Annotated in this window: 19 protein-coding genes and 2 pseudogenes; 2 read left to right on the top strand and 19 right to left on the bottom strand. The window is 40.9% G+C overall.

All coding sequences use genetic code 11. The features are described 5' to 3' along the window. Positions 1–16: 16 nt before the first annotated feature. From rplC to TEPIRE1_RS00870, 15 genes and pseudogenes are all read right to left on the bottom strand, one after another. Complete coding sequence (gene rplC / locus TEPIRE1_RS00935) at positions 17–649, bottom strand: 50S ribosomal protein L3 (protein WP_041591467.1); 633 nt, start codon at positions 647–649, stop codon at positions 17–19. 21 nt (positions 650–670) lie between these two features. Next, a pseudogene (gene rpsJ / locus TEPIRE1_RS13295) lies at positions 671–978 on the bottom strand (30S ribosomal protein S10). Positions 979–1,018: 40 nt separating this feature from the next. Beyond that, positions 1,019–2,224, bottom strand: coding sequence for an elongation factor Tu (tuf, locus tag TEPIRE1_RS00930; RefSeq protein ID WP_013777320.1), 1,206 nt, complete (start codon positions 2,222–2,224; stop codon positions 1,019–1,021). Positions 2,225–2,279: 55 nt separating this feature from the next. After that, complete coding sequence (fusA, locus tag TEPIRE1_RS00925) at positions 2,280–4,346, bottom strand: elongation factor G (protein WP_013777319.1); 2,067 nt, start codon at positions 4,344–4,346, stop codon at positions 2,280–2,282. A gap of 48 nt (positions 4,347–4,394) precedes the next feature. Continuing rightward, the gene (gene rpsG, locus TEPIRE1_RS00920; RefSeq protein ID WP_013777318.1) at positions 4,395–4,865 is read right to left on the bottom strand and encodes a 30S ribosomal protein S7; all 471 of its coding nucleotides are present in this window, start codon (positions 4,863–4,865) and stop codon (positions 4,395–4,397) included. 12 nt (positions 4,866–4,877) lie between these two features. After that, positions 4,878–5,258, bottom strand: a complete 381-nt coding sequence (gene rpsL, locus TEPIRE1_RS00915) for a 30S ribosomal protein S12 (protein ID WP_013777317.1) — start codon at positions 5,256–5,258, stop codon at positions 4,878–4,880. A 92-nt stretch (positions 5,259–5,350) separates the two neighbouring features. After that, on the bottom strand, positions 5,351–5,599 hold the full coding sequence (locus TEPIRE1_RS00910; RefSeq protein ID WP_013777316.1) for a L7Ae/L30e/S12e/Gadd45 family ribosomal protein: 249 nt from the start codon (positions 5,597–5,599) through the stop codon (positions 5,351–5,353). A gap of 64 nt (positions 5,600–5,663) precedes the next feature. After that, positions 5,664–9,136: pseudogene (locus tag TEPIRE1_RS14350) on the bottom strand (DNA-directed RNA polymerase subunit beta'); the annotation flags it as partial. A 111-nt stretch (positions 9,137–9,247) separates the two neighbouring features. Next, positions 9,248–12,952, bottom strand: coding sequence for a DNA-directed RNA polymerase subunit beta (rpoB, locus tag TEPIRE1_RS00900; protein WP_013777314.1), 3,705 nt, complete (start codon positions 12,950–12,952; stop codon positions 9,248–9,250). Between the two features lie 239 nt (positions 12,953–13,191). Continuing rightward, positions 13,192–14,109 carry a Ppx/GppA phosphatase family protein gene (locus TEPIRE1_RS00895; protein WP_013777313.1) on the bottom strand — a complete coding sequence of 306 codons (918 nt, stop codon included), beginning with the start codon at positions 14,107–14,109 and terminating at the stop codon, positions 13,192–13,194. Between the two features lie 87 nt (positions 14,110–14,196). Next, complete coding sequence (locus TEPIRE1_RS00890; RefSeq protein ID WP_013777312.1) at positions 14,197–14,592, bottom strand: S1 RNA-binding domain-containing protein; 396 nt, start codon at positions 14,590–14,592, stop codon at positions 14,197–14,199. 78 nt (positions 14,593–14,670) lie between these two features. Then, the gene (locus TEPIRE1_RS00885) at positions 14,671–14,958 is read right to left on the bottom strand and encodes an FtsB family cell division protein (RefSeq protein WP_158505932.1); all 288 of its coding nucleotides are present in this window, start codon (positions 14,956–14,958) and stop codon (positions 14,671–14,673) included. A gap of 63 nt (positions 14,959–15,021) precedes the next feature. Next, positions 15,022–15,459, bottom strand: a complete 438-nt coding sequence (yabQ, locus tag TEPIRE1_RS14345; RefSeq protein ID WP_013777310.1) for a spore cortex biosynthesis protein YabQ — start codon at positions 15,457–15,459, stop codon at positions 15,022–15,024. 21 nt (positions 15,460–15,480) lie between these two features. After that, on the bottom strand, positions 15,481–15,756 hold the full coding sequence (gene yabP, locus TEPIRE1_RS00875; RefSeq protein ID WP_013777309.1) for a sporulation protein YabP: 276 nt from the start codon (positions 15,754–15,756) through the stop codon (positions 15,481–15,483). 64 nt (positions 15,757–15,820) lie between these two features. Then, on the bottom strand, positions 15,821–16,792 hold the full coding sequence (locus TEPIRE1_RS00870; protein ID WP_013777308.1) for a SpoIID/LytB domain-containing protein: 972 nt from the start codon (positions 16,790–16,792) through the stop codon (positions 15,821–15,823). A gap of 274 nt (positions 16,793–17,066) precedes the next feature. On the opposite strand from TEPIRE1_RS00870, the gene TEPIRE1_RS00865 reads away from it, so the two are divergent. Then, a complete protein-coding gene (locus TEPIRE1_RS00865) occupies positions 17,067–18,245 on the top strand; it encodes an IS110 family RNA-guided transposase (RefSeq protein WP_013777307.1) in 1,179 nt (392 codons plus the stop codon). 368 nt (positions 18,246–18,613) lie between these two features. Here the strand turns inward: TEPIRE1_RS00865 and TEPIRE1_RS00860 are convergent, their stop codons facing one another. The 3 genes from TEPIRE1_RS00860 to TEPIRE1_RS00850 form a co-directional block, all read right to left on the bottom strand. Next, positions 18,614–18,889 carry an HU family DNA-binding protein gene (locus tag TEPIRE1_RS00860; RefSeq protein WP_013777306.1) on the bottom strand — a complete coding sequence of 92 codons (276 nt, stop codon included), beginning with the start codon at positions 18,887–18,889 and terminating at the stop codon, positions 18,614–18,616. Positions 18,890–18,969: 80 nt separating this feature from the next. Beyond that, on the bottom strand, positions 18,970–19,758 hold the full coding sequence (gene mazG, locus TEPIRE1_RS00855) for a nucleoside triphosphate pyrophosphohydrolase (protein WP_013777305.1): 789 nt from the start codon (positions 19,756–19,758) through the stop codon (positions 18,970–18,972). A 6-nt stretch (positions 19,759–19,764) separates the two neighbouring features. Further along, entirely contained in the window at positions 19,765–21,369 is a 1,605-nt protein-coding gene (locus TEPIRE1_RS00850) for a putative polysaccharide biosynthesis protein (RefSeq protein WP_013777304.1), read from the bottom strand. Positions 21,370–21,625: 256 nt separating this feature from the next. On the opposite strand from TEPIRE1_RS00850, the gene pckA reads away from it, so the two are divergent. Beyond that, positions 21,626–23,233 carry a phosphoenolpyruvate carboxykinase (ATP) gene (pckA, locus tag TEPIRE1_RS00845; RefSeq protein ID WP_013777303.1) on the top strand — a complete coding sequence of 536 codons (1,608 nt, stop codon included), beginning with the start codon at positions 21,626–21,628 and terminating at the stop codon, positions 23,231–23,233. Between the two features lie 50 nt (positions 23,234–23,283). Here pckA and spoVT read toward each other — a convergent pair whose 3' ends face one another. After that, entirely contained in the window at positions 23,284–23,844 is a 561-nt protein-coding gene (spoVT, locus tag TEPIRE1_RS00840) for a stage V sporulation protein T (RefSeq protein ID WP_013777302.1), read from the bottom strand. Between the last annotated feature and the right edge of the window lie 17 nt (positions 23,845–23,861).

Genomic DNA, 23,861 nt, shown 5'->3' with positions numbered 1-23,861 from the left:
GCTCCTCCTTTCATGATTATTTTCCGCTCTTTACGGTATTCTTAATAAAAAGCAGCGATTTTTTAGGTCCGGGTACAGAGCCCTTTATCATTAATAAATTTTTCTCCGGATCTACTTTCACTACTTCAAGGTTCTGTACAGTAGACTTTTCTGCTCCTAGGTGCCCCGGCCTCTTATTTCCCTTAAATACTCTGGCAGGAGCGGTAGCACCTCCGGAACCCGGTCTGCGATGGTACATGGAACCGTGAGCCATGGGACCGCGCTTAAAATTCCAGCGTTTTATTCCGCCTGCAAAGCCTTTACCCTTTGATATGCCGGTCACATCTACTTTATCTCCCGGCTGGAAGATATCTGCCTTTATTTCATCGCCAACATTGTACTTGTCTGCATCTTGCATCTTGAATTCTCTCATATAACGTTTGAATGCCAACTGGTTTTTTGTAAATTGGCCTTTTTGCGGTTTGTTCAATCTATTTTCTTTAATATCTTCATAGCCTACTTTAATTGCGCTATAGCCATCATTATTCACAGTTTTCTTTTGAATCACAAGGCATGGTCCTGCTTCAACTAAGGTTACAGGTAAAGCCTCACCCGTATCACTAAAAATTTGAGTCATGCCTAGTTTTTTACCTAAAATGGCTTTTGAAATCATCAAAATCACCTCCCGTTACTACAGCTTTATCTCAATATCGACTCCTGCCGGCAAATCCAGTCTCATAAGAGCATCGACAGTTTTCTGGTTTGGTTGTTTTATATCTATTAGTCTCTTATGGGTTCTGGATTCAAACTGCTCCCGGGCATCCTTATACTTGTGTGGAGCCCGAAGTATGGTTATGATACTCCGGTCCGTGGGTAAAGGTATAGGCCCCGATACTTTGGCCCCGGTTCTTTTAGCCGTTTCTATGATTTTCTTGGCCGATTGATCGAGTATCCCGTGGTCAAAAGCTTCAGACGTATTCTTATCTTTTGATGGGCCATTTATGTCCCTCCTTACGTTCGGATTTATGGATTGTTATACTTATTTTTCAATTATCTCAGTTACTACACCGGCTCCTACGGTTCTGCCACCTTCACGAATAGCAAACCTAAGCCCTGGTTCAATAGCTATGGGTGCTATAAGTTCGACATCCATGACTACGTTATCACCAGGCATTACCATCTCTGTGCCTTCAGGCAGGGTTATGGAGCCTGTTACGTCGGTTGTCCTGAAGTAGAACTGAGGCCGGTAGCCGTTGAAGAATGGTGTGTGTCTGCCGCCTTCTTCTTTCTTTAAGACGTATATCTGGCCTTTGAATTTGGTGTGGGGTTTGATGCTGCCGGGTTTGGCAAGTACCATTCCTCTTTCTACTTGGTCTCTGTTTATGCCTCTGAGTAATACTCCTATGTTGTCTCCAGCTTCTGCGGAGTCTAGGAGTTTCCTGAACATCTCTACTCCGGTTACTACGGTTTTTCTGGTTTCTTCTGCTATGCCTACTATTTCTACTTCGTCGCCTATTTTTACGGTGCCTCTTTCTACTCTGCCGGTGACTACGGTGCCTCTGCCGGTTATTGTAAATACGTCTTCTATTGGCATGAGGAAGGGTTTGTCTGTGTCACGTTCTGGTGTGGGAATGTAGTTGTCTACTTGTTCCATGAGTTCCCATATCTTGCCGCACCATTTGCAGTCTTTTTTGCCGCAGCCGCATTCTAGGGCTTTTAGGGCTGAGCCGGTTACTATTGGTATGTCGTCTCCGGGAAATTCGTATTCTGTAAGTAGTTCTCTTACTTCCATTTCGACTAGTTCTATTAGTTCTTCGTCGTCTACCATGTCGGCTTTGTTTAGGAATACTACAATGTAGGGTACGCCTACTTGACGGGCAAGCAGTATGTGTTCTCTTGTCTGGGGCATTGGGCCGTCTGCTGCTGATACTACTAGTATTGCTCCGTCCATCTGGGCTGCTCCGGTTATCATGTTTTTTACGTAGTCGGCGTGGCCGGGGCAGTCTACGTGGGCATAGTGCCGGTTTTCTGTTTCGTATTCTACGTGGGATGTGGCTATGGTTATTCCTCTTTCTCTTTCTTCCGGTGCTTTGTCGATGTTGTCGTAGTCTACAAAGTTTGATAGTCCCACATCTGATAATACTCTGGTTATTGCTGCTGTAAGGGTTGTCTTGCCATGGTCTACGTGACCTATTGTCCCTATGTTTACATGGGGTTTTTTCCTTTCATATTTCTGCTTTGCCATATTTATCCTCCTTAATATTGTTGTTCTTTTTATTTGTTAATTTTATTTGTTAATTTTATTTATTAATTATTGTATCTGCTATATTCTTTGGGACCTCATCATAGTGAGAAAACTGCATGGTATATATCCCGCGACCTTGAGTTTTTGATCTTAAAGCAGTTGCATATCCAAACATCTCTGATAGCGGCACAAACGCTCTAACTATCTGAGCACCCGATCGTGGTTCCATACCTTCCATTTGACCTCTGCGAGCATTGATATCTCCGATAACATCACCTAAATAATCTTCCGGTACTACAACTTCTACTTTCATAATCGGTTCAAGCAGCACTGGTGAAGCTTTTTTCATACCTTCTTTAAGAGCCATGGAACCGGCGATCTTAAAGGCCATTTCCGATGAGTCAACCTCATGGTAAGAACCATCATATAAAGTAGCCCTTATATCTACAACCGGATATCCGGCTAATACACCGCTGGTAAGCGCTTCACGTATACCTGCATCTACTGCGGGAATAAACTCCTTGGGAATTACACCACCGACAATTTTATTGACAAATTCATAGCCTTTACCTTGTTCCAGAGGTTCTAACTCCAGCCAAACATGTCCGTACTGACCTCGTCCGCCAGACTGTCTTACAAATTTACCTTCGGATTTTACTGTCTTGCGTATGGTTTCTTTATAAGCTACTTGTGGACGGCCTACATTTGCTTCCACCTTGAACTCTCTTAACATTCTGTCCACTATTATTTCCAGGTGGAGTTCTCCCATGCCGGCAATAATGGTTTGACCGGTTTCTTGGTCAGTATAGGTTTTAAATGTCGGATCTTCTTCTGAAAGTTTCTGCAAGGCCACACCTAATTTATCTTGGTCGGCTTTAGTTTTAGGTTCAATTGCTACTCTAATGACCGGCTCCGGAAATTGCATAGATTCTAAAATTATAGGATGATCTTCGCTGGAAAGGCTATCACCCGTTGCAGTATCTTTAAGGCCAACTGCCGCAACTATATCGCCGGTCATAACTTCATCAACTTCTTGGCGGTGATTTGCGTGCATATAGAGAATTCGCCCTATGCGCTCTTTTTTATTCTTCGTAGAATTATATACATATGATCCGGATTTAAGTGTGCCGGAATACACTCTAAAATAGGTCAGCTTTCCTACATACGGATCACTGACAATTTTAAAGGCCAGCGCTGAAAAAGGTTCATCATCACTTGCATGTCTTTCAATCTCTTCGCCGGTTTCAGGATTTATGCCTTTTATCGGCGGTACATCAAGCGGCGAAGGCATATAATACATTATAGCATCTAATAATTGCTGCACTCCTTTGTTCTTATAAGAAGAACCGCAGAGCACCGGTGTTAATCTAACCTCTACACAACCTTTTCTTATGGCGCGGCGTACATCTTCTTCAGGTATTTCTTCACCTTCAAGATATTTCATCATTATTTCATCATCAACATCCGATAGGGCTTCCAGCATTTTTTCTCGGTAATGCATGGCCTTGTCGCGGATATCTTCCGGTATATCTTCTTCCTCTATTTCAGTGCCCATATCATTTTTAAATATATAAGCCTTTTGATGAACCAAATCGACGATGCCTCTGAAATTTTCCTCACTGCCTATAGGTATCTGTATAGGAACTGGATAGGCTCCCAATCTTTCTTTCATCATAGATATAACATTTTCAAAATCTGCTCCGACAATATCCATTTTATTTATATAGGCAATTCTCGGAACCTTGTATTTATCGGCTTGGCGCCATACAGTTTCAGATTGAGGCTCTACGCCACCTTTTGCACAAAAAACAGCTACTGAACCGTCGAGAACTCGCAAAGACCTTTCAACTTCCACCGTAAAGTCCACGTGCCCTGGCGTATCGATAATATTTATACGATGACCTTTCCAATAACACGTTGTAGCAGCCGATGTTATGGTAATTCCTCTTTCCTGCTCCTGCTCCATCCAGTCCATTACGGCTGATCCCTCGTGAGTTTCTCCCATCTTATGAACTTTGCCGGTATAAAAGAGTATCCTTTCAGTTGTCGTAGTTTTACCGGCGTCTATATGTGCCATAATACCTATATTTCTTATCTTTTCTAATGTAACTTGCCTAGGCACAATTTTACACTCCTTTCTTATGCCAAGTCTTTACTGTTCAACGGCTGGCTACCATCTGTAATGTGCAAAGGCTTTATTGGCTTCGGCCATCTTGTGGGTTTCTTCCTTTTTCTTAACTGCTCCACCCATGTTATTAGCCGCATCCATAATCTCTCCGGCTAATCTCTCTGCCATGGTCCTTTCACTGCGTTTTCTGGCATAATCCACCAACCATCGCACTCCAAGTGTCAATCTTCTTTCCTGTCGGACATCTGAAGGAACTTGGTAGGTAGCTCCGCCAACCCTCCTAGGTCTAACTTCAAGAACAGGCATAACATTTTTCATGGCTTCTTGAAAAACTTCTATAGGATCTTTACCAGTTTTTTGCCTGATAATCTCAAAAGCCTCATAGCAGTTCTTCTGAGCCACGCCTTTTTTTCCATCATACATGACTTTGTTAATAAGTTTCGTTACCAGTTTATCGCCATATATCGGATCTTCTTCAACTGGCCTTCGAAATACATGACCACGTCTTGGCATTGTATCCCTCCTTTAACTATTTTTCTTAGGCTTTTTGGCACCATAAAGGGACCTGCCCTGCTTGCGATCTGCCACACCGGCAGCATCCAAAGCTCCTCGGATAATATGATATCTGACACCGGGAAGGTCCTTGACCCTACCTCCTCGAAGCAACACTACCGAGTGCTCCTGTAAATTGTGACCAATACCCGGAATGTATGCTGTAACTTCAATACCATTGGTAAGCCTTACCCTGGCAATCTTTCTTAAGGCCGAATTAGGTTTTTTCGGTGTAGTTGTCTTAACAACGGTACATACTCCTCGTTTCTGGGGTGAGCCTTTAAGGGCCGGAGCCGTAGATTTGTACTCTACTTTCTTTCTTCCCTGTTTTACCAATTGATTTATAGTTGGCAACTTGGCACCTCCTTCCATGTAATTGAATTAATAAGCAAAAATATATATATGCATTAAAAAGATGCCCCTATAGGGGCATCTTAAAAGCAATGCTATGAATTTAAGATTGCAGCAGAGGCTGCCCCTACCTGAATTCCACAGGCATCCCCCAATTCCTTCATAGTATTCACAGCTATAACTTCGATGCCTTTTTCTTTGCATATCCTTTTTAGTTCAGACACTATATGCTCTTCAGCATCTTCAGCTATGAAAACCATACAAACCTGATCCTTTTCGATAGCTTTTAAGGTTTGTTTGGTACCTATGGTTTTTTTGGAGGCCTTTTTTAATTTATCAAGCATTTTCTCGCCCTCCCCCTTTATTTATAAAGAGAGCCAAAAGACACACTCATATATTCTACCATCATAGGTTTTGACTGTCAATAAGTGAGCTTTCATCTGTACTTATTTCTTTTTCCACTTTTTCATCCGGAGTATGAATCTTTATATTTCTGTAACAACCCATCCCTGTTCCTGCCGGTATGAGTTTGCCGATAATTACATTTTCCTTTAAACCTAAAAGCGGATCTGTTTTTCCTTTAATTGCCGCATCAGTAAGTACCCTTGTAGTTTCCTGGAAAGAAGCGGCAGATAAGAAGGAATCAGTAGCAAGAGATGCTTTGGTGATACCTAAGAGCACCCTCTTACCCTCGGCCGGGGCTTTACCTGCAAGAATCATTTCGTTGTTTAACTCTTCAAATTCGAATACATCTATTAACTCGCCGGGAAGTAGTTCAGTATCACCCGGTTTTTCTACTTTAATTTTTCTAAGCATCTGGCGGATGATTACTTCTATATGCTTATCGTTGATATCAACACCTTGAAGCCTGTAAACTTTCAGCACTTCTTGAAGTAAATAGGTTTGCACTCCCCTTATGCCCTTTATCTTCAAAATATCATGCGGGTTTACCGAACCCTCGCATAGTTCATCGCCGGCTTCTACCACCGTACCATTCTCCACGGTTAGTCTTGCTCCGTAAGGAACTTGATAAGTTTTTGTTTCACCTGTTGGAGTTGTAATTTCTACTTCCCTTTTCTTTTTACCCTCAACAATCTTAGCTGTGCCGCCGACCTCAGTAATTACTGCCTGGCCTTTTGGTTTGCGAGCTTCAAATAACTCTTCGACCCTAGGAAGACCCTGTGTAATGTCTTGACCGGCTATTCCTCCAGTATGGAATGTTCTCATAGTAAGCTGTGTGCCCGGCTCGCCTATGGACTGAGCCGCTATAATGCCCACAGATTCGCCTATATCAACAGGTTTGCCCATTGCCATGTTTTTACCATAACATTTTACGCATACCCCGTGTCGTGTTCTGCATGTAAGCACCGAACGGATTTTAACTTCCTTCATGCCTGTTTTAACAATGCGGTTGGCCATGGCTTCGGTTATGAGCTCGTCTGCATGTACTATAATTTCACCTGTTTCAGGATCCTTTATGTCTTCTAATGCATATCGCCCTTCAATCCGTTCTTTGAGGTCTTCGATGATCCCACTACCATCTTTGATTGCTTTTACTGTTATACCATCAGTTGTACCGCAATCTACATCTCTTACTATAACATCTTGGCTCACATCAACCAGTCGCCGTGTCAAATATCCGGAATCCGCAGTTCGAAGAGCTGTATCTGCTAAGCCCTTCCTTGCACCATGTGTTGATATAAAGTATTCCAGCACCGTAAGGCCTTCTCTAAAATTCGCTTTGATAGGCAGGTCAATGATCCTGCCTGACGGATCAGCCATAAGACCCCTCATACCTGCAAGCTGTCTTATCTGCTGTTTATTACCCCTTGCTCCGGAATTTGCCATCATATACAGTGAATTGAAGTGGTCAAGGGAATCCATCAGTGCATCCGTAATTTTTTCAGTTGCGGCAGTCCAAATAGATAAGGTGTTCTCATATCTTTCTTCATCAGAAATGAGACCTCTCCTATATAAAAGTTCTACTTGGTCAACCTTTTCATCAGCCTCGGATAGGATTTTCTCCTTTTCTTCAGGAACTTCTATATCGGTAATGCCGATGGTTATTCCGGCTTTTGTTGCATAATCAAAACCTTTTTTCTTTATCTTATCCAAAACTTGAGCTGTAACCGTAGTTCCATGTAAGCGATAGCACCGTTCAATGATATCTCCCAACTTACTCTTATCAACCAAGCTGTTTAGTTCCAGCTCAAATAGATTTTCTTCTTTTGTTCTGTCTACATATCCTAAATCTTGAGGTATACCCTCATTAAATATTAAACGCCCCGGTGTAGTCTTTATAATCTTGTAACGTTCCTGACCGTCAATATTCCTTTTTATTCTAACATTAACAGGTGCATGAAGACCCACTTCTCCCATTTCATAAGCCAATACCGCTTCTTCAGGCAAGAAAAATATTTCCCTTCGCCTTTTTCGCCGGGTCTTTCTATCGTTAAATAGTATGAACCTAAAACCATATCTTGAGTCGGAGTAACTACCGGCTTTCCGTCCTGAGGCTTCAATATGTTATTTATTGATAGCATTAAAACCCTTGCTTCAGCCTGAGCTTCCGCTGAAAGCGGTAAGTGGACGGCCATCTGGTCGCCGTCAAAATCTGCATTGTATGCGGTACAAACCAGAGGATGTATCTGTATGGCTCGGCCTTCTACCAGTATAGGCTCAAAAGCCTGAATTCCCAAACGGTGCAATGTAGGAGCCCTGTTTAAAAGTACTGGATGCTCTTTGATAATATCCTCGAGCACATCCCAAACTTCAGGCCTTATCCGCTCTACCATGCGTTTTGCACTTTTTATATTATGTGCATGCCCTTCTGATACCAATTTTTTCATGACAAAGGGCTTGAATAGCTCCAAGGCCATTTCTTTTGGTAAACCGCATTGATATAATTTAAGTTCAGGACCGACCACAATAACCGAACGCCCGGAATAGTCAACACGCTTACCTAACAGGTTTTGTCGAAACCGTCCTTGCTTACCTTTTAGCATATCACTTAAAGATTTGAGTGGCCTGTTGCCAGGGCCTGTAACCGGGCGGCCTCGCCGGCCGTTATCAATAAGGGCATCCACTGCCTCTTGGAGCATTCGCTTTTCATTTCTTACTATGATGTCCGGTGCCCCTAAATCTAAAAGTCTTTTTAGACGGTTATTCCTATTAATAACCCTTCGATACAAGTCATTAAGATCTGATGTTGCAAAACGTCCGCCGTCTAACTGCACCATTGGTCTAAGGTCAGGCGGAATTACCGGAATAACTTCTAAAATCATCCACTCAGGTTTATTTTTTGATTTCCTGAAAGCCTCTACAACTTCCAGCCGCCTGAGAATCCTTATCCTCTTTTGGCCTGTAGCATCCTTTAATTCCGTCCTAAGCTCTTTAGATAATTTCTCGCAATCTATTTCAGTCAAAAGTTCTTTGACAGATTCGGCTCCCATTCCGGCTTTAAAAGCATCGCCGTATTTATCCCGATATTCTCGGTATTCTCTTTCATTTAATAATTGCTTTTTCATCAAGGGAGTATCGCCAGCATCAGTCACTACATAAGAAGCAAAATATATTACCTTTTCCAAGGATCGCGGTGACATATCGAGAATCAAGCCAATGCGACTTGGTATTCCCTTTAAAAACCATATATGGGAAACGGGGGCTGCCAGCTCAATATGACCTATTCTTTCACGGCGCACTTTAGATTTTGTAACTTCAACTCCACAGCGGTCGCATATAACACCTTTATATCTTACCCTTTTATATTTACCGCAATGACACTCCCAATCCTTTACAGGGCCAAATATACGTTCACAGAACAATCCCTGCTTCTCCGGTTTAAGAGTTCTGTAATTAATAGTTTCAGGCTTTTTTACCTCTCCTTTAGACCATTCTCTTATCTGCTCCGGTGAAGCAAGACCAATCTTTATGGAATCAAAATAATTGAGTTCCAGCAAGTGTTTCTCTCCCTTCACAACTTGGTTGGGGCTTTAAATATTATCTAATTCATCACCTTTATCCGCATCATCATCATCAAGGTCAATAAACTCCACTTCTATATCAGCCAAGTCAATATTTTCGTCCTCTGTATCATCGTCTTTATCATCATAATCATCATAAATGATGTCATCTTCATTAATTTCATCTGCATCATCCGAGTCTGAGTCTTCATCATTACTATTATTATTTATACCTGACTTTTCTTCATCGGCTTCCATACCCTCTAAGTTTACCTCTAGTACCGTTTCTTCTTCATCTTCATCATCGTCTTCCTTGATTTGTATTTCTCCTGCATCTTCAGACAAAATCTTTACATCAAGAGCTAGGGACTGAAGTTCTTTTATTAAAACCTTAAACGATTCAGGTATCCCTGGTTCGGGCACGTTTTCTCCTTTAACTATAGCCTCGTAGGTTTTTACGCGACCGAGAACATCGTCAGATTTTACCGTAAGCATCTCCTGCAAGGTATAGCTGGCACCATAAGCTTCCAATGCCCATACTTCCATTTCTCCAAATCTCTGGCCGCCAAACTGGGCTTTACCTCCCAGTGGCTGCTGAGTAACCAGCGAGTAAGGTCCAGTAGAGCGGGCATGGATTTTATCATCAACTAGGTGAGCTAATTTGAGCATATACATATAACCCACCGTCACCCGACGATCAAACGGAATACCTGTCCGACCATCCCGCAGCTCAACTTTGCCATCTTCTGAAACATTGGCTTTTTTAAGCGTGCTAAGGATTTCGCTTTCTTCAGCACCGTCAAATACAGGTGTAGCTACATACCAGCCAAGTGCTTTAGCCGCCCATCCTAAATGAGTTTCCAACACCTGACCGATATTCATACGTGAAGGAACACCGAGCGGATTTAGGACTATATCTACGGGAGTTCCATCTGGCAAGAAAGGCATATCCTCCGCAGGCATAATTCGCGAAATAACACCCTTATTACCGTGGCGACCCGCCATCTTATCTCCTTCGGATATTTTTCTCTTTTGTGCTATATAGACCCTTACCAGTTCATTGACACCGGGAGAAAGCTCATCATTATTTTCGCGAGTAAATATTTTTACATCAACTACAATACCATATTCCCCATGAGGAACCCTGAGCGAAGTATCCCTTACTTCACGAGCTTTTTCCCCGAAAATAGCCCTGAGTAATCGCTCTTCGGCAGTAAGTTCAGTTTCACCCTTAGGAGTAACTTTGCCTACCAGAATATCACCGGCTTGGACTTCTGCACCAATCCTGATGATTCCTCGGTCATCCAAATCCTTTAAGGCATCTTCACCAACATTGGGAATGTCCCTGGTAATCTCCTCAGGGCCCAATTTAGTGTCGCGGGCTTCGGCCTCATACTGCTCTATGTGAATCGAAGTAAATACATCATCTTTTACAAGCCTTTCAGAAAGTAATATAGCGTCTTCATAATTGTAGCCTTCCCAAGGCATAAAAGCTACTAAAACATTACGGCCCAAGGCCAGTTCGCCATGATCGGTAGACGGGCCGTCTGCTATAGGCTGCCCTTTTGCCACTCTTTCGCCTTTCTTTACAATTGGCCTCTGGTTGATACAAGTCCCCTGGTTAGATCTTATGAATTTACGAACTCTGTATACATCCAAACTGCCGTCACTATCCCGACGTACCACAATTTCCCGGCCTGTAACCCTTTCTACAACACCGCTGTTTCGTGCGAGAATCATTACACCGGAATCCATAGCAACCTTATGCTCAATACCTGTGCCTACAAGCGGTGCCTCGGTTATCAGCAGCGGAACTGCCTGCCGCTGCATGTTAGAGCCCATCAGAGCACGGTTGGCATCATCGTGCTCAAGGAAAGGAATCAGTGCAGTTGCCACTGATACCAGCTGTTTCGGAGATACGTCCATGTAATCCACGTCTTCAGCGGGAACCACAATTGTTTCATCCGCATACCTTGCAACAATCCTTTTTTGTACAAATCTTCCCTCTTCATCCAAAGGGGCATTAGCCTGTGCAATTATAAATGCATCCTCTTCATCTGCGGTAAGATAATCGATTTCATCAGTGACCACACACCGTTCCTTATCAACTCTGCGATAAGGAGTCTCAATAAATCCATACTGGTTTACCCTGGCGTATGTACTTAAGGAACCGATTAAACCGATATTAGGACCCTCAGGAGTTTCTATGGGGCACATACGCCCATAGTGAGAATGGTGAACGTCGCGAACTTCAAAACCGGCTCTGTCCCTGCTTAATCCTCCCGGTCCCAGTGCACTAAGCCTGCGCTTGTGCGTCAATTCCGCAAGAGGGTTTGTCTGATCCATGAACTGTGAAAGCTGGCTGCTGCCAAAAAACTCTTTAATTGAAGCAACTACAGGTCGTATGTTTATAAGGCCTTGAGGTGTAATAGTATCTACGTCTTGAATAGTCATACGTTCCTTGACTACTCTCTCCATCCTGGCAAGTCCAATACGGAATTGATTTTGCAAAAGTTCGCCTACCGAACGAAGGCGCCTATTACCCAGATGATCAATATCATCAATGCTTCCAATCTTATGAGGAAGATTTACAAAATAATTAACAGAAGCTATAATATCTTCAACCGTTATATGCTTTTCCGTCCTATTGCCTTCAGGACCCGGCTCTTGAGAATAGCCATTACTTACTATCTTGACAACCTTAGGATGATATTCTCCCTGCGTTCTGGATTCCGACCGGTCCGAAGGTAATTCTACTTTTAGTTCTTTTATTTTGAGGGATTCAAGCAATTCAGCCGCTTTGCGGCTAATCTTATCACCTTTTTTAAGGATGATTTCACCCGTTTCAGGGTTTTCCACATTTTCAGCACTTATTTTGCCTGTGATGCGGTCCTTTAGTCGTAGTTTCTTATTAAACTTATATCGACCTACATGTGCTAAATCATATCGCTTTGAATCAAAAAATAATGACTCAAGCAGTGATCTTGCATTTTCAACCGTAGGTGGTTCACCCGGCCGAAGTCGTTTATAAATTTCGATAAGGGCCTCATTCTGATTTTCTGTATTATCCTTTTCAAATGTGCGCAAGATTTTTTCATCTTCACCCATAAGTTCCAATATCTGGGCATTTGTTCCATACCCTAAAGCCCTTAGTAATACAGTAACAGGCATTTTGCGTGTCCTATCGACACGGACATACAAGACTTCATTGGAGTCCATTTCCAGTTCAAGCCATGCCCCTCTGTTAGGGATTATGGTTCCGGAAAATAACTCTCGGCCGTTTTTATCCCGCTGACTGCTAAAATATACCCCCGGGGAACGAACAAGCTGACTTACAATGACGCGCTCCGCACCATTAATAATAAATGTGCCGTTTTCGGTCATAAGGGGAAAATCCCCCATAAAAACCTCTTGCTCTTTCACTTCGCCGGTTTCTTTGTTTATCAGCCGAACTTTAACCTTGAGCGGAACAGCATAAGTTACATCTCTTTCCCGGCACTCATCTTCCGAGTATTTTGGGACAGTTTCAAGTTTGTGATCAATGAATTCCAATACCAGATTGCCTGTAAAATCTTCAATAGGTGAAATGTCTCGAAAAACCTCTCCAAGACCTTCATCAAGGAACCACTGATATGAATCCCTTTGAATTTCAATTAAATCAGGCATCTCCATAACTTCATTGATTTTCGAATAGCTCCATCGGGTGCGATCACCTATGGAAATAGGCTTAACCAAGTTTCCCTCACCCCTTTTTTATAAGTAAAAATAGCCAAAAGCTGTAGCACTATCTTGCTTTTGGTTTTAGGCAAAAATATCTATTATACTATCTCCTAAAACAGGAAACATTATACAATTATATAGAAAAATAAATATTGGCATAGTTTTTGCTTACGATTATGCAGTTTATTATGATACCATATTTTTTCAACTATGTCAATTAATTATCGCACATTTTCGCTAAGGCTAAATGCAAGTTAAAATGAAACACTTTTTAGAAGATATCCCTCCATTATATCCGTTTCGCTCGTTATAATTTGGTTAATATGAAGGTCCTCCATTATAGTCCTGACGATTAAAACCCCCGCCGTAATGATATCGGCTCGCTGCGGCTGAAGGCCTTTAAGTTTGCATCTTTCGTCTGCTGTCATAGACAATAATTTTGAAAAAATATCATCCGCAATCCTCTTATTAAGTACGTAGCCGTGTACTTTTTTTATATCATAAATTTCAAGCTCCTGTGCCATAGCCGAAAGTGTTGTTAATGTTCCCCCAACTCCTATGGTCGTAATAGCATTATTTATCTGAAATTGATTAAAATATCCGGCAAAGCCGCCCAAAAGTCGGCTAATAGCACTATGAGCTTCAACAATATCATCAAAATTTGGCGGGTCGGATTTAAAATACCTTTGAGTCCAACGTACTGCGCCTATTGGCAGGCTTTCACTTTTTTCTATATTACTCTCGCCTACAATCAGCTCTGTTGAATTTCCTCCGATATCTATAACCAAAGCCATCCCCTGTTGCTTAATGCCTGATTTTGCTCCCAGAAATGATAAAAGAGCCTCTTCTTGACCTGATAGAATCTTAATATTAAGCCCAATCCGTTTTGCACTGTTTAGAAAATCATTGCTGTTCTTTGCTTCACGCAGAGCACTTGTGCCAAAAGCCAAAGTCCTTTCACTCTGCAGGGATTTTGCCTTATTTTGAAAATATGTAAGAACTGATAAGGTATCGCTCATTGATTTTTCATCAAGCCGTTGGTTTTGGATAACTCCACGTCCTAAGCGTGTTGTTGCAAGCTCTCGATGTACAGGAACAACAGAACCGTTCAGCACATCTGCTACTAAAAGCCTTATTGAATTGGAACCTAAATCTATCACTGCACATCTCATAATTTAGCTTCCCTTCAAGAAATTTAAAATCCAGGGAATAACCCTGGATAGTTTCTCTTTTAAAATATGACTTAAAATAAATTCGACTTATAATATTTTCCTTCTTCCATATGACCCAGAACCGCGTTTAGATTCATTGTTCTTCTTAATATCAAGAAGTCTCTCCTCGCTGTCCTTTAAAAATTTAGACAGCTTATCCTCAAAACTAAGATCATTCTGCTTAGGCTTTCTATAACTGTTATTGGAATTTTCCTTGGTCTTGCGAATTGAAAGACTCACTTTACCGTCTGAAGAAATTGATATAACCTTTACCTTTATGATGTCATTTTCTTTTAGAAAATCATTGACATCCTTTACAAAACTATCAGCTACTTCAGAAATATGAACCAGTCCCGTAACTCCCTCAGAAATTTCTACGAAAGCCCCGAATTTAGTAATCCCCGTTACTCTTCCCTCTAAAATTTGGCCTACCTCAACAGGCATACTTAAAAAATTCCTCCTTTAAATCTCTTCGATACTGTTAATTATACTTTAACTTTTCACATTCGTCAATCAAGAAACTTATTCTTTTGGACTTTCAACACCTTTATATATGTATTCTCCAGGTTTTACCAGCCCTAACTCGTCGCGGGCAACACCTTCGATATACTCGTCGGTATGTAGAAGACTTATCTCCTCTTCAAGCTCTTCTCTTTGCTCTGTCACCTCTTTCATCCTGGCTTTTAGCTGTGCTTCCTGCTGTGCTAACTTAGTAATTTTGAACTGTTGCATCGCTAAGGTAGATGCCACATATATTAAAAAAAGCAAGAATAGTAAGTGACGGATTTTAAATTTCCTTTTGCCTTTCATGCTCATCAAACCTTCCAAGTGTTCTTGTATTTACACTTCGATGAAAATTCTCAAAGTCCTGCATTATTTCCGCTTTGTTTTTAAAAAAATTCGCCTAGCATCGGAGTATATCCTACCGACAATTCGAAAAAACTTGCACTTATATATTTTATTTATAAATGATAACATCTTTCGAACGATTATGCTTGCCAAAATATCTAACTCAATAAAAAAATAAATTACATATCGACTTATAAAGCGAAGATAAAAAGATAATCCGAGCATAATGCATAAAAAAATGTATCCGCGGACTTGACCTGAACTTACATCCAAAAGTGATGTAAACGTAATAATTGTTATGATTGCCCAAAAACACAAATCCCCGAGGACCGTAAGATAAAGTCCGGGGGAAAGTAAATTTCTTATGCGCCGATATATGTCAAACAACAGTCCTGTAACTAGTCCTATAATTAAGGAAGTCATTATGAGTATGACCTGTGGTTTTATCTCCCAAAGGCTCAATTAAATCATCCCCTGCCGGCTTTATTTTAATAAACGACTGAGTAAACTTTTTTCTTTCTGACCGGAAGTAGAACCCTCATGATAAGTCATAGACTTAACCAAGCCTTCTATAGCAATTACACCGGCATCTAAATTAAGTTGTTTCATATACATCTTTTCACCTTTGATGTTAAGCATCCCCTGGTCGGTTTCCAGCATTATATCTTCATCGGTAAATTTTTCGACATTAATTACACCATCAACATCCAGTGACTCTCTATTTGTCAGCACTATTTTGTGACGGGTATTCTCTTCCACGATAAAAACCCTCCCTTTTATTAAGTTCTTCCATTAATTTTATTCGGGAGGGTTTAAAAATATGTTATTCCCACAGCCTTACAATATTTATGTCTTTAAAATAGTATTTTATTATCTCCTCAGGCTTTTTCCCCTGTTTGGCCATAACATTTGCACCCCATTGGGATAAACCTACGCCATGGCCAAAACCTTTGCCTGCCATAAACACATTATCTCCTTCCACCTTGAAGCTTGTTAAAAGAGTTGACCTCATATCCATGCTCCCAAGGGCAATGCGAAGTTCTGGGGCCGATACCGTGGCATTTCCTATCTTAAGAAATGTAGCCCTTCCGGAAGGTCCTCGCTTAGCTACGCTGACACTGTCGATAGGCCCTGTTTCTAAACCCAGTTTATCTCTGATTGCCGAGCTGACTTCATCTTTTGTAAACGAGGCAGACCAGGTTCTCTTACCTATGGGCCCCACATCTGAATCCGGTGATTTTGTCACTTTTATATACGGAGGCTCTGCATCTTTGAAATTTAAGCCCTCTTTAGCAGTAGCAGTAAGTCCTCCTGCATGGGAGTGAAACCATGCCTTGATATAATTGCCTTTATATGCGGCCACCTCACCCCGTGTCATATTTACAGCCTTTATTACTCTGTCGTTTATATTTTCAGGATTCCATGCCTGTGCTTCTTCAAAATCTGTGGAAATGTCGGCATTGCCATATTTCGAGCCGCCCTTGTCCGATATAAATTCCAGTACATACGTTCTGGCTAAAATGGCTTGAGTTGCCAGAGCTTCTACAGGCCAGTAGTTTTCCATTTCTCCTGCTACGACACCTGCCACATAATCTTCCAGTTTCATTTCTTTGACGCTTTTACTCTGAACATCGTATACGCTAAGCACAGGTTCTTTTCCCGCTCCACGGCTTATTTTGTCAGGAATTTTAGGTGCAGCAGGTTTCTTGTCAGGGCCGGGTTTCTTAGCACATCCTCCGGTATAGATTACAAGCAATACCAATAGCATCGCCAAAACCATCCGCCTCTTATACATATAAAACCTCCTCCTCGTATAATAAAGTCATAGTTTAAAAACTATATTTCTTTTCTATCTCACTATTCTTGTGAGATAATAATTGTACAGATAGAGGTCGTAGTTTTCCTCCTTGAAGCCTAGTCTTCCTTTTCAAGGGTTACGCCTCTTCTTTACATCCATATGCGAATGAGCTGGATAGTACAAAAGTTACTGAATATCTAACGAGGTTGCATCATGTAAAGTAGAGAGGTCCTAGACTTTATCTGTAAATATATTAAAAGCTGGTGATTTTATGTTTTATGTTGGTATTGATATTGCTAAACAAAACCACGAAGCTTCTATTATTGATTCTAATGGTAAGCTTCTTGATAAAAGTATATCCTTTTCAAATTCTCAAGTAGGTTGCAATAAATTAATTGCCTTGCTTGAAAGATTTGAAGCTGATACTTCCAACACTGTTATTGGTATGGAAGCTACTGGTCATTATTGGGTTAGCCTTTATTCATATCTAATTGATCTAGGGTTTACTGTAAATGTTATTAACCCTATTCAATCAGATGCATTTAGAAAGATGTATATTAGGCAAACTAAGAACGACTCTAAGGATTCCTTTATCATTGCTCAAATTATGCGTTTCGATGAATTTTCCACTACTTCTTTAGCTGATGAAGATGTTATGGCCTTACGCCAATTATCCAGATACCGTCTCGCTTTAGTAGATGAATGCTCTGATTGGAAACGCAAGTGTATTGCTCTTTTGGATCAAGTTTTCCCTGAATACTCTAAGCTTTTTTCTGATACCTTTGGAGTAACTTCTAGGGAGCTGCTCTCTAAATATCCTACTCCAGAGGATATGTTATCCATAGATACAGGGACTCTTTCCAAACTTCTATCCGAAGCTAGTAGAGGACGTTTTGGTATTTCAAAAGCTTCTGAAATTCAAGAGTCTGCTACTAATACTTTTGGTATTAACTTTGCAAAAGATGCATTTGCATTTCAAATTAAGCAAATTATTGCCCAAATTAATTTTATCGAAGAACAGCTAAAAGAACTTGAAACTGAAATTTCTACACTCCTTCACCAAACCAATTCAGTTATTACTACTATTACAGGTATTGGTGATGTTCTTGGTGCTATTATTATCGGAGAAATTGGTGATATTTCCCGTTTTGAAGCTGCACCCCAACTTGTTGCCTATGCAGGTCTTGATGTAGCCGTAAAACAATCTGGTGATTTTGTGGGGACACAGACTAAAATTTCTAAACGTGGTTCTCCATATCTTCGTAGGGCAATTTGGTTAGCTGCTACTGTTGCAGCCTTCAAAGACCCAGCTCTGTCAGTCTATTATCAATCACTTAGGGCAAGAGGGAAACATCATTTAACTGCCATTGGGGCTGTCGCTAGAAAGATGTGTAATATTATCTTTGCAGTCCTTCGTGATAACAAACCCTATGTGCCTGATATTAAATAGGATTGGTAAAAACTAACCTGCTTTTACAACCTAAATTTTTTATTCTATATTTAGGTTTATTTGTTTTGCCTAATTTTACATAAGTATTTATGGCAGGTTCTGTCAAGGGATGCTTTTTCCCTTGACGGGTTCTGACAGAAATTTTATAATCACAAAGGCAAAATAAATTAAATTATCTCTTGACTTTTAATAGCTGGTCTTGAAATTTTTGATTTCCGTGGTTTTGTTGTGTATTTATATACCTTTATTCAAATTTAAAACTTCGATTTACTTTATACCTTTAGTATGGTTATTTAAAAAATAAATAATCTCTTACGAGGCATAAAAAAAGTAGACCTGTACAGGCCTACTTTTTTAAAGGGATACTTTTAGTTATTAATACTGTCTTTCAAAGCTTTACCCGCCTTAAAAGCCGGAATACTGGCTGCGGGTATATCGATTTCTTCACCGGTTTGAGGATTACGACCCTTTCTCGAACTCCTCTCCCTGACTTCAAATGTTCCAAATCCAACTAATTGAACTTTGTCCCTTTTTACGAGAGCTTCTTCGACTGATTCGATGAAGGCATTAAGGGCTTTCTCTGAATCCTTCTTCGTTAATCCACTCTTTTCAGCCATCGCGGTAATTAGTTCGGCTTTGTTCACAAGATTCCCTCCCTGATGTTAATTAATTACATATTGGATATTCTTCACTTATTGACAAAATCCTTCTTTCTAAAGGAAATTTACAATTTTTTTTCTTGATTTTTACTTTGCTCCCATAATATATCCATTTCCTGTAAATTCATTTCCTGTAAATTCTTGTCGGATTTTGCCGCTTCTGTTTCAACAAAATCAAATCTGCGTATAAATTTTTTTACAGCATCATTTACAGCAAGCTCCGGTTCTACTTCTAAGAAACGAGCCACATTTACACAAGCAAAAATTAAGTCTCCCATTTCTTCTCTTATTTTGTCACTATTTCCTATATTATATACCTCTTTAAGTTCTTCTAATTCTTCATAAACCTTATCGAATGCACCCTTTACATCGTCCCAGTCAAAACCGACTCTGGCCGCCTTCTCTTGTACCTTGAAAGCCTTCATCAGTGCCGGAAGGGTTTTAGGCAGATTCATCATACTCTGGGCTTCGGTTTTCATATCTTTTTCTTCACGCTTTATTTCTTCCCAATTTTTCAGAACCTCCTCTGTCCCATCTACCGTAATATCTCCAAATATATGCGGGTGCCGTCGAACCATCTTATTGCAAACACCGTTGATAACATCGCCTATATCAAAATCTCCTCTTTCCTGAGCAAGACGGCTGTGAAAAACTATTTGCAGCAAAAGATCACCGAGTTCCTCAACAAGGTCATCTTTATTATTTCTATCAATAGCATCTATTACTTCATAGGCTTCTTCAATGAGAAATGGCTTAAGCGTTTCGTGTGTTTGGGACTTGTCCCAAGGACAACCTGGATTTCCCCTAAGTTTTGCCATTATATCTACTAAATCATCCAATGTACGTTTTGCCAATTAATTTTACCCCCTAAAAACTCCAAATTTGCTCAAAAGCATGATTAGCCGCTGACCGCCGGGCAAAAGTTCTAAGTCCTTTTTCTTAATACCGCCAAAAACAATTAAGGCTACGGCATATATTGCAGCTCCTAAAGCTATCGCCAAAATAGTTGCTTTATTTTGTGTAATGCCGAAGTCCATGAACTTACCATGGGCCAAGTAAACACCGACACCCATTAGGCCGGCGGCAAAAGCAGGTTTAAACACCATATAATTTAAATCTATACCTAAACCGGTCCAGCTGACAACTGCCGTATAATTTAAAATAGACGGTACTAAATAACCTACAACTGTCCCCAGGGCAGCACCTTTTATATTGATAGAAGGAATCCCCGTGAGAAAGTAATTAATAGAAATTTTAATAGCGGCACCAATCAACATATTTTTTACCGGAATCATGGTTTTGCCTATACCCTGAAGTATTCCTGTCGTGGTTTGTGTAAGAGCTAAAAATATAACTCCCCACGAAAGAATCTCTAATGAAAGTCCAGCCTCAACATTATTATAGAGCAGCATTGTTATTGGTTTTGCCAACACATACATGCCCACTGCTGACGGCAAGCCGAAAATTATGCTCATTCTCATGCCTGTTTCAGCTCTTTCGGCAACCATCGACCGGTTTTTTAAAACAACAGCCTCTGAAATAGCGGGCACCAAACTGGCTGAAAGTGCAGTAGTTACAACAACAGGTAAATTTATTAGCGGAACCGCCATACCTGTTAATTGCCCAAAAAGCTCAGTTGCACGCTTGACGGAAAATCCGGCATCCTGCAGTCGGCTGCTGACAATGGCTGCATCCGCCATGCTCATAATAGGACTGATAAGCCCGCCCAGTGTTATCGGAACGGCAAACCAAAATAATCGGTTTATGATATGCGCAAAGCTCTCCAAATTTCCGCCTTCATCAAGATGGACCTTTTTAATCAAGGACCTCTTTCTGTTATAATACACCATAATAAGGACTGTAAGACCCGCAACCGCTCCTACCACCGGCCCGAAAGCAGCTCCTGCAGCAGCATATTCCACCCCGTAAGGCAGTAGTAAATCCGCAAGTATAAACACCGCTACCACTCGACCTATTTGCTCAACTATTTGAGATATGGCCGATGGCGTCATGTCTTGCAGACCTTGAAAAAATCCCCTGAAGCACGACATTATTGAAACAAAAAATATCGCAGGTGCAATGCTTATAATAGGATAAAAGGCTTTGGGATTTTTATAGACTTCTACCGCCAACCACTCGGCTCCGAAAGCTAAAACAAGAGTCAGACAAATTCCAACTCCGGCAAGCACTACCATAGAAGCCCTAAATATTCTATAAGCATTTTTAAATCTGCCCAGTACCACATCTTCTGATACCATTTTAGATATTGCCGTAGGTAGACCCGCAGTAGAAATTGACAGCAATATCAAATATATAGGATAAGCCATTTGATAAAGGCCCATCCCCTCATCTTTTATTAAACGTGCTAAGGGGATTCGGTACATGGCCCCCAATACTTTTACAATAAATCCTGCAGCCGCTAAGATTAAAGCACCCTTTAAAAAAGAATTCTTTTTTTCCGTCAAAAAAAATCCGCCTTTCATTTGAATTCCTTATTATTATATTCTATTCCGGGCAGGTCGGCAATATTTATCGGAAACATCACAATTCGTTTCGTATACAGGTACACCGTTTCTTTCGGTCAAATTCACAAAAAGCAGCAATGAGGCAGAGCTATCCTCGTTTTATCGCTAAATTTGGTAAATTAAACACTAGTAAGGTTATTAAAAATGTTATATAATAGAGTTTAATTATATTTTTTAGGAATTGGAGGTCTAACTAATGGATAAACTAGCTTCCGTAGGTCTTTATAACACTAAAAATGTTTACAAAAATCTATCAGTTGCACGCCTGGTTGAAGAGGCGTTAAAGAGGGAGGAAGGTTTTTTAACTGCAAGCGGTGCATTCAACGTTTACACCGGAAAATATACAGGTCGTTCACCTAATGACAAATTTATAGTTGACGAGCCTTCTGCCCATGACAAAATATGGTGGGGAAATAATAAGCCTATTGACGAAGAGCATTTCGAGAGTATATTGAAACGGCTTTTAGCATATCTCCAAAATCGTGATATCTTCGTATTTGATGGTTTTGCAGGTGCCGACCCCAAATATCGGCTGCCCATTCGAGTAATTAATGAGTTTGCCTATCAGAATCTTTTCTGTCGCCAGCTTTTCATCGTTCCAACAGAAGACGAGCTTGCAACCCACGAGCCGGGATTTACCGTCATATGTGCTCCGGGCTTTAAAGCAAATCCCAAAACCGATAAGGTAAACTCAGAAGCATTTATAATAATCAGTTTTGAAAAGAAGTTGGTTATTATCGGCGGCAGTCAGTATGCAGGCGAAATTAAGAAATCTGTATTCTCAGTAATGAATTATCTGATGCCGCAAGCAGGTGTGCTTTCCATGCACTGCTCCGCAAATGTGGGGAAAGACGGATCTACCGCATTGTTTTTCGGGTTATCAGGCACAGGAAAAACTACCCTTTCTGCAGACCCGAATCGCTTTCTTATAGGCGATGATGAGCACGGGTGGAGTGATGACGGCATATTCAACTTTGAAGGTGGCTGTTATGCCAAATGTATTAATCTTACCAGGGAAAAAGAACCTCAAATCTATGATGCTATAAAATTCGGTTCTGTATTAGAAAATGTCATAGTTGATGAACAAACAAGAATTCCTGATTATGACAGCGATAAAATTACGGAAAATACCAGAGCCGCTTATCCGGTAGAGTATATTCCGGGTGCTGTAATTCCCGGTATTGGAGGCCATCCTAAAACAGTGGTGTTTTTAACAGCCGATGCTTTCGGGGTGCTGCCTCCTATAGCAAAATTGAGCAGGGAGCAGGCCATGTACTACTTTATTTCAGGCTATACCAGCAAACTGGCCGGCACTGAGCGAGGAATCACCGAACCTCAAGCTACTTTTTCTTCCTGTTTTGGATCACCGTTTTTGCCGCTTTCACCGATGGTTTACGCCAAATTGCTGGGAGAAAAAATTGAAAAACACAATTCCAATGTATTTCTGGTGAATACCGGTTGGACCGGTGGAGCATATGGCACAGGTAAGCGTATGAATCTTGAATATACACGTGCCATGATAAATGCAGCCTTGGACGGCAAGTTAGATTCAGTTGAATATGAACCGGATCCCGTCTTTGGCTTAATGATACCCAAATCCTGCCCCGGCGTTCCAACTGAAATATTAAATCCCAAAAACACATGGAAAGATAAAGCTGCCTACGACGCAACAGCCGTTAAGCTTGCGGAAAGTTTTACAAAGAATATTGCAAAATTTTCCGGTATTGCTTCTGAGGTGATAGCAGCAGGACCTCAAAATAAAGGCAAAAATTGTTCCGACATTAACGAAAAAACTGCCAGTTAAAATATTTTTTAATTAAGTACAATAAAAAATAGCAGCCAAGCTGCTATTTTTTATTGCTCCATTTGTTTTGCCAGAAATCCCGCCGCTGTTTCGGCTATTTTAACTTCCATTTCTCCCATACTTATATTTGAGTCCTTGGACAAAAGTATAACCGCACCTATTGGATCGCCTTCGGCAATAATTGGGCAAATTACCTGGCTTGAGTATTTGATTTTACCCTCATCCTCATCCGCGGTAATTCGTACATAATCCTTTTCACTGGTTTTTGGTATAAGGACTGTTTTACGTTCATCCATAATCTTTTCAAGAGCAGGGCTTATGGACTTTTCCATATACTCCTTTTTTGGTGCTCCGGCAACGGCTATAATCGCATCTCTGTCTGAAATACAAATGATATGATCTACAGAATCATGAAGTGAATCAGCATATTCCCTGGCAAAATCGCCTAACTCCCCGATCGGAGAATACTTTTTTAGTATTACTTCCCCTTCCCGATCCGTGAATATCTCAAGAGGGTCGCCTTCGCGAATTCTGAGGGTCCGACGAATTTCCTTGGGTATTACTACCCTGCCGAGATCATCTATGCGCCGAACAATTCCTGTTGCCTTCAATTAATTCCCTCCTCACA

The sequence above is a fragment of the Tepidanaerobacter acetatoxydans Re1 genome (assembly GCF_000328765.2).
Taxonomy (GTDB): Bacteria; Bacillota; Thermosediminibacteria; order Thermosediminibacterales; family Tepidanaerobacteraceae; genus Tepidanaerobacter; species Tepidanaerobacter acetatoxydans.
The sequence above is the reverse complement of the archived record's forward strand: the minus strand, read 5'-3'. Positions and strand labels throughout refer to the sequence as shown.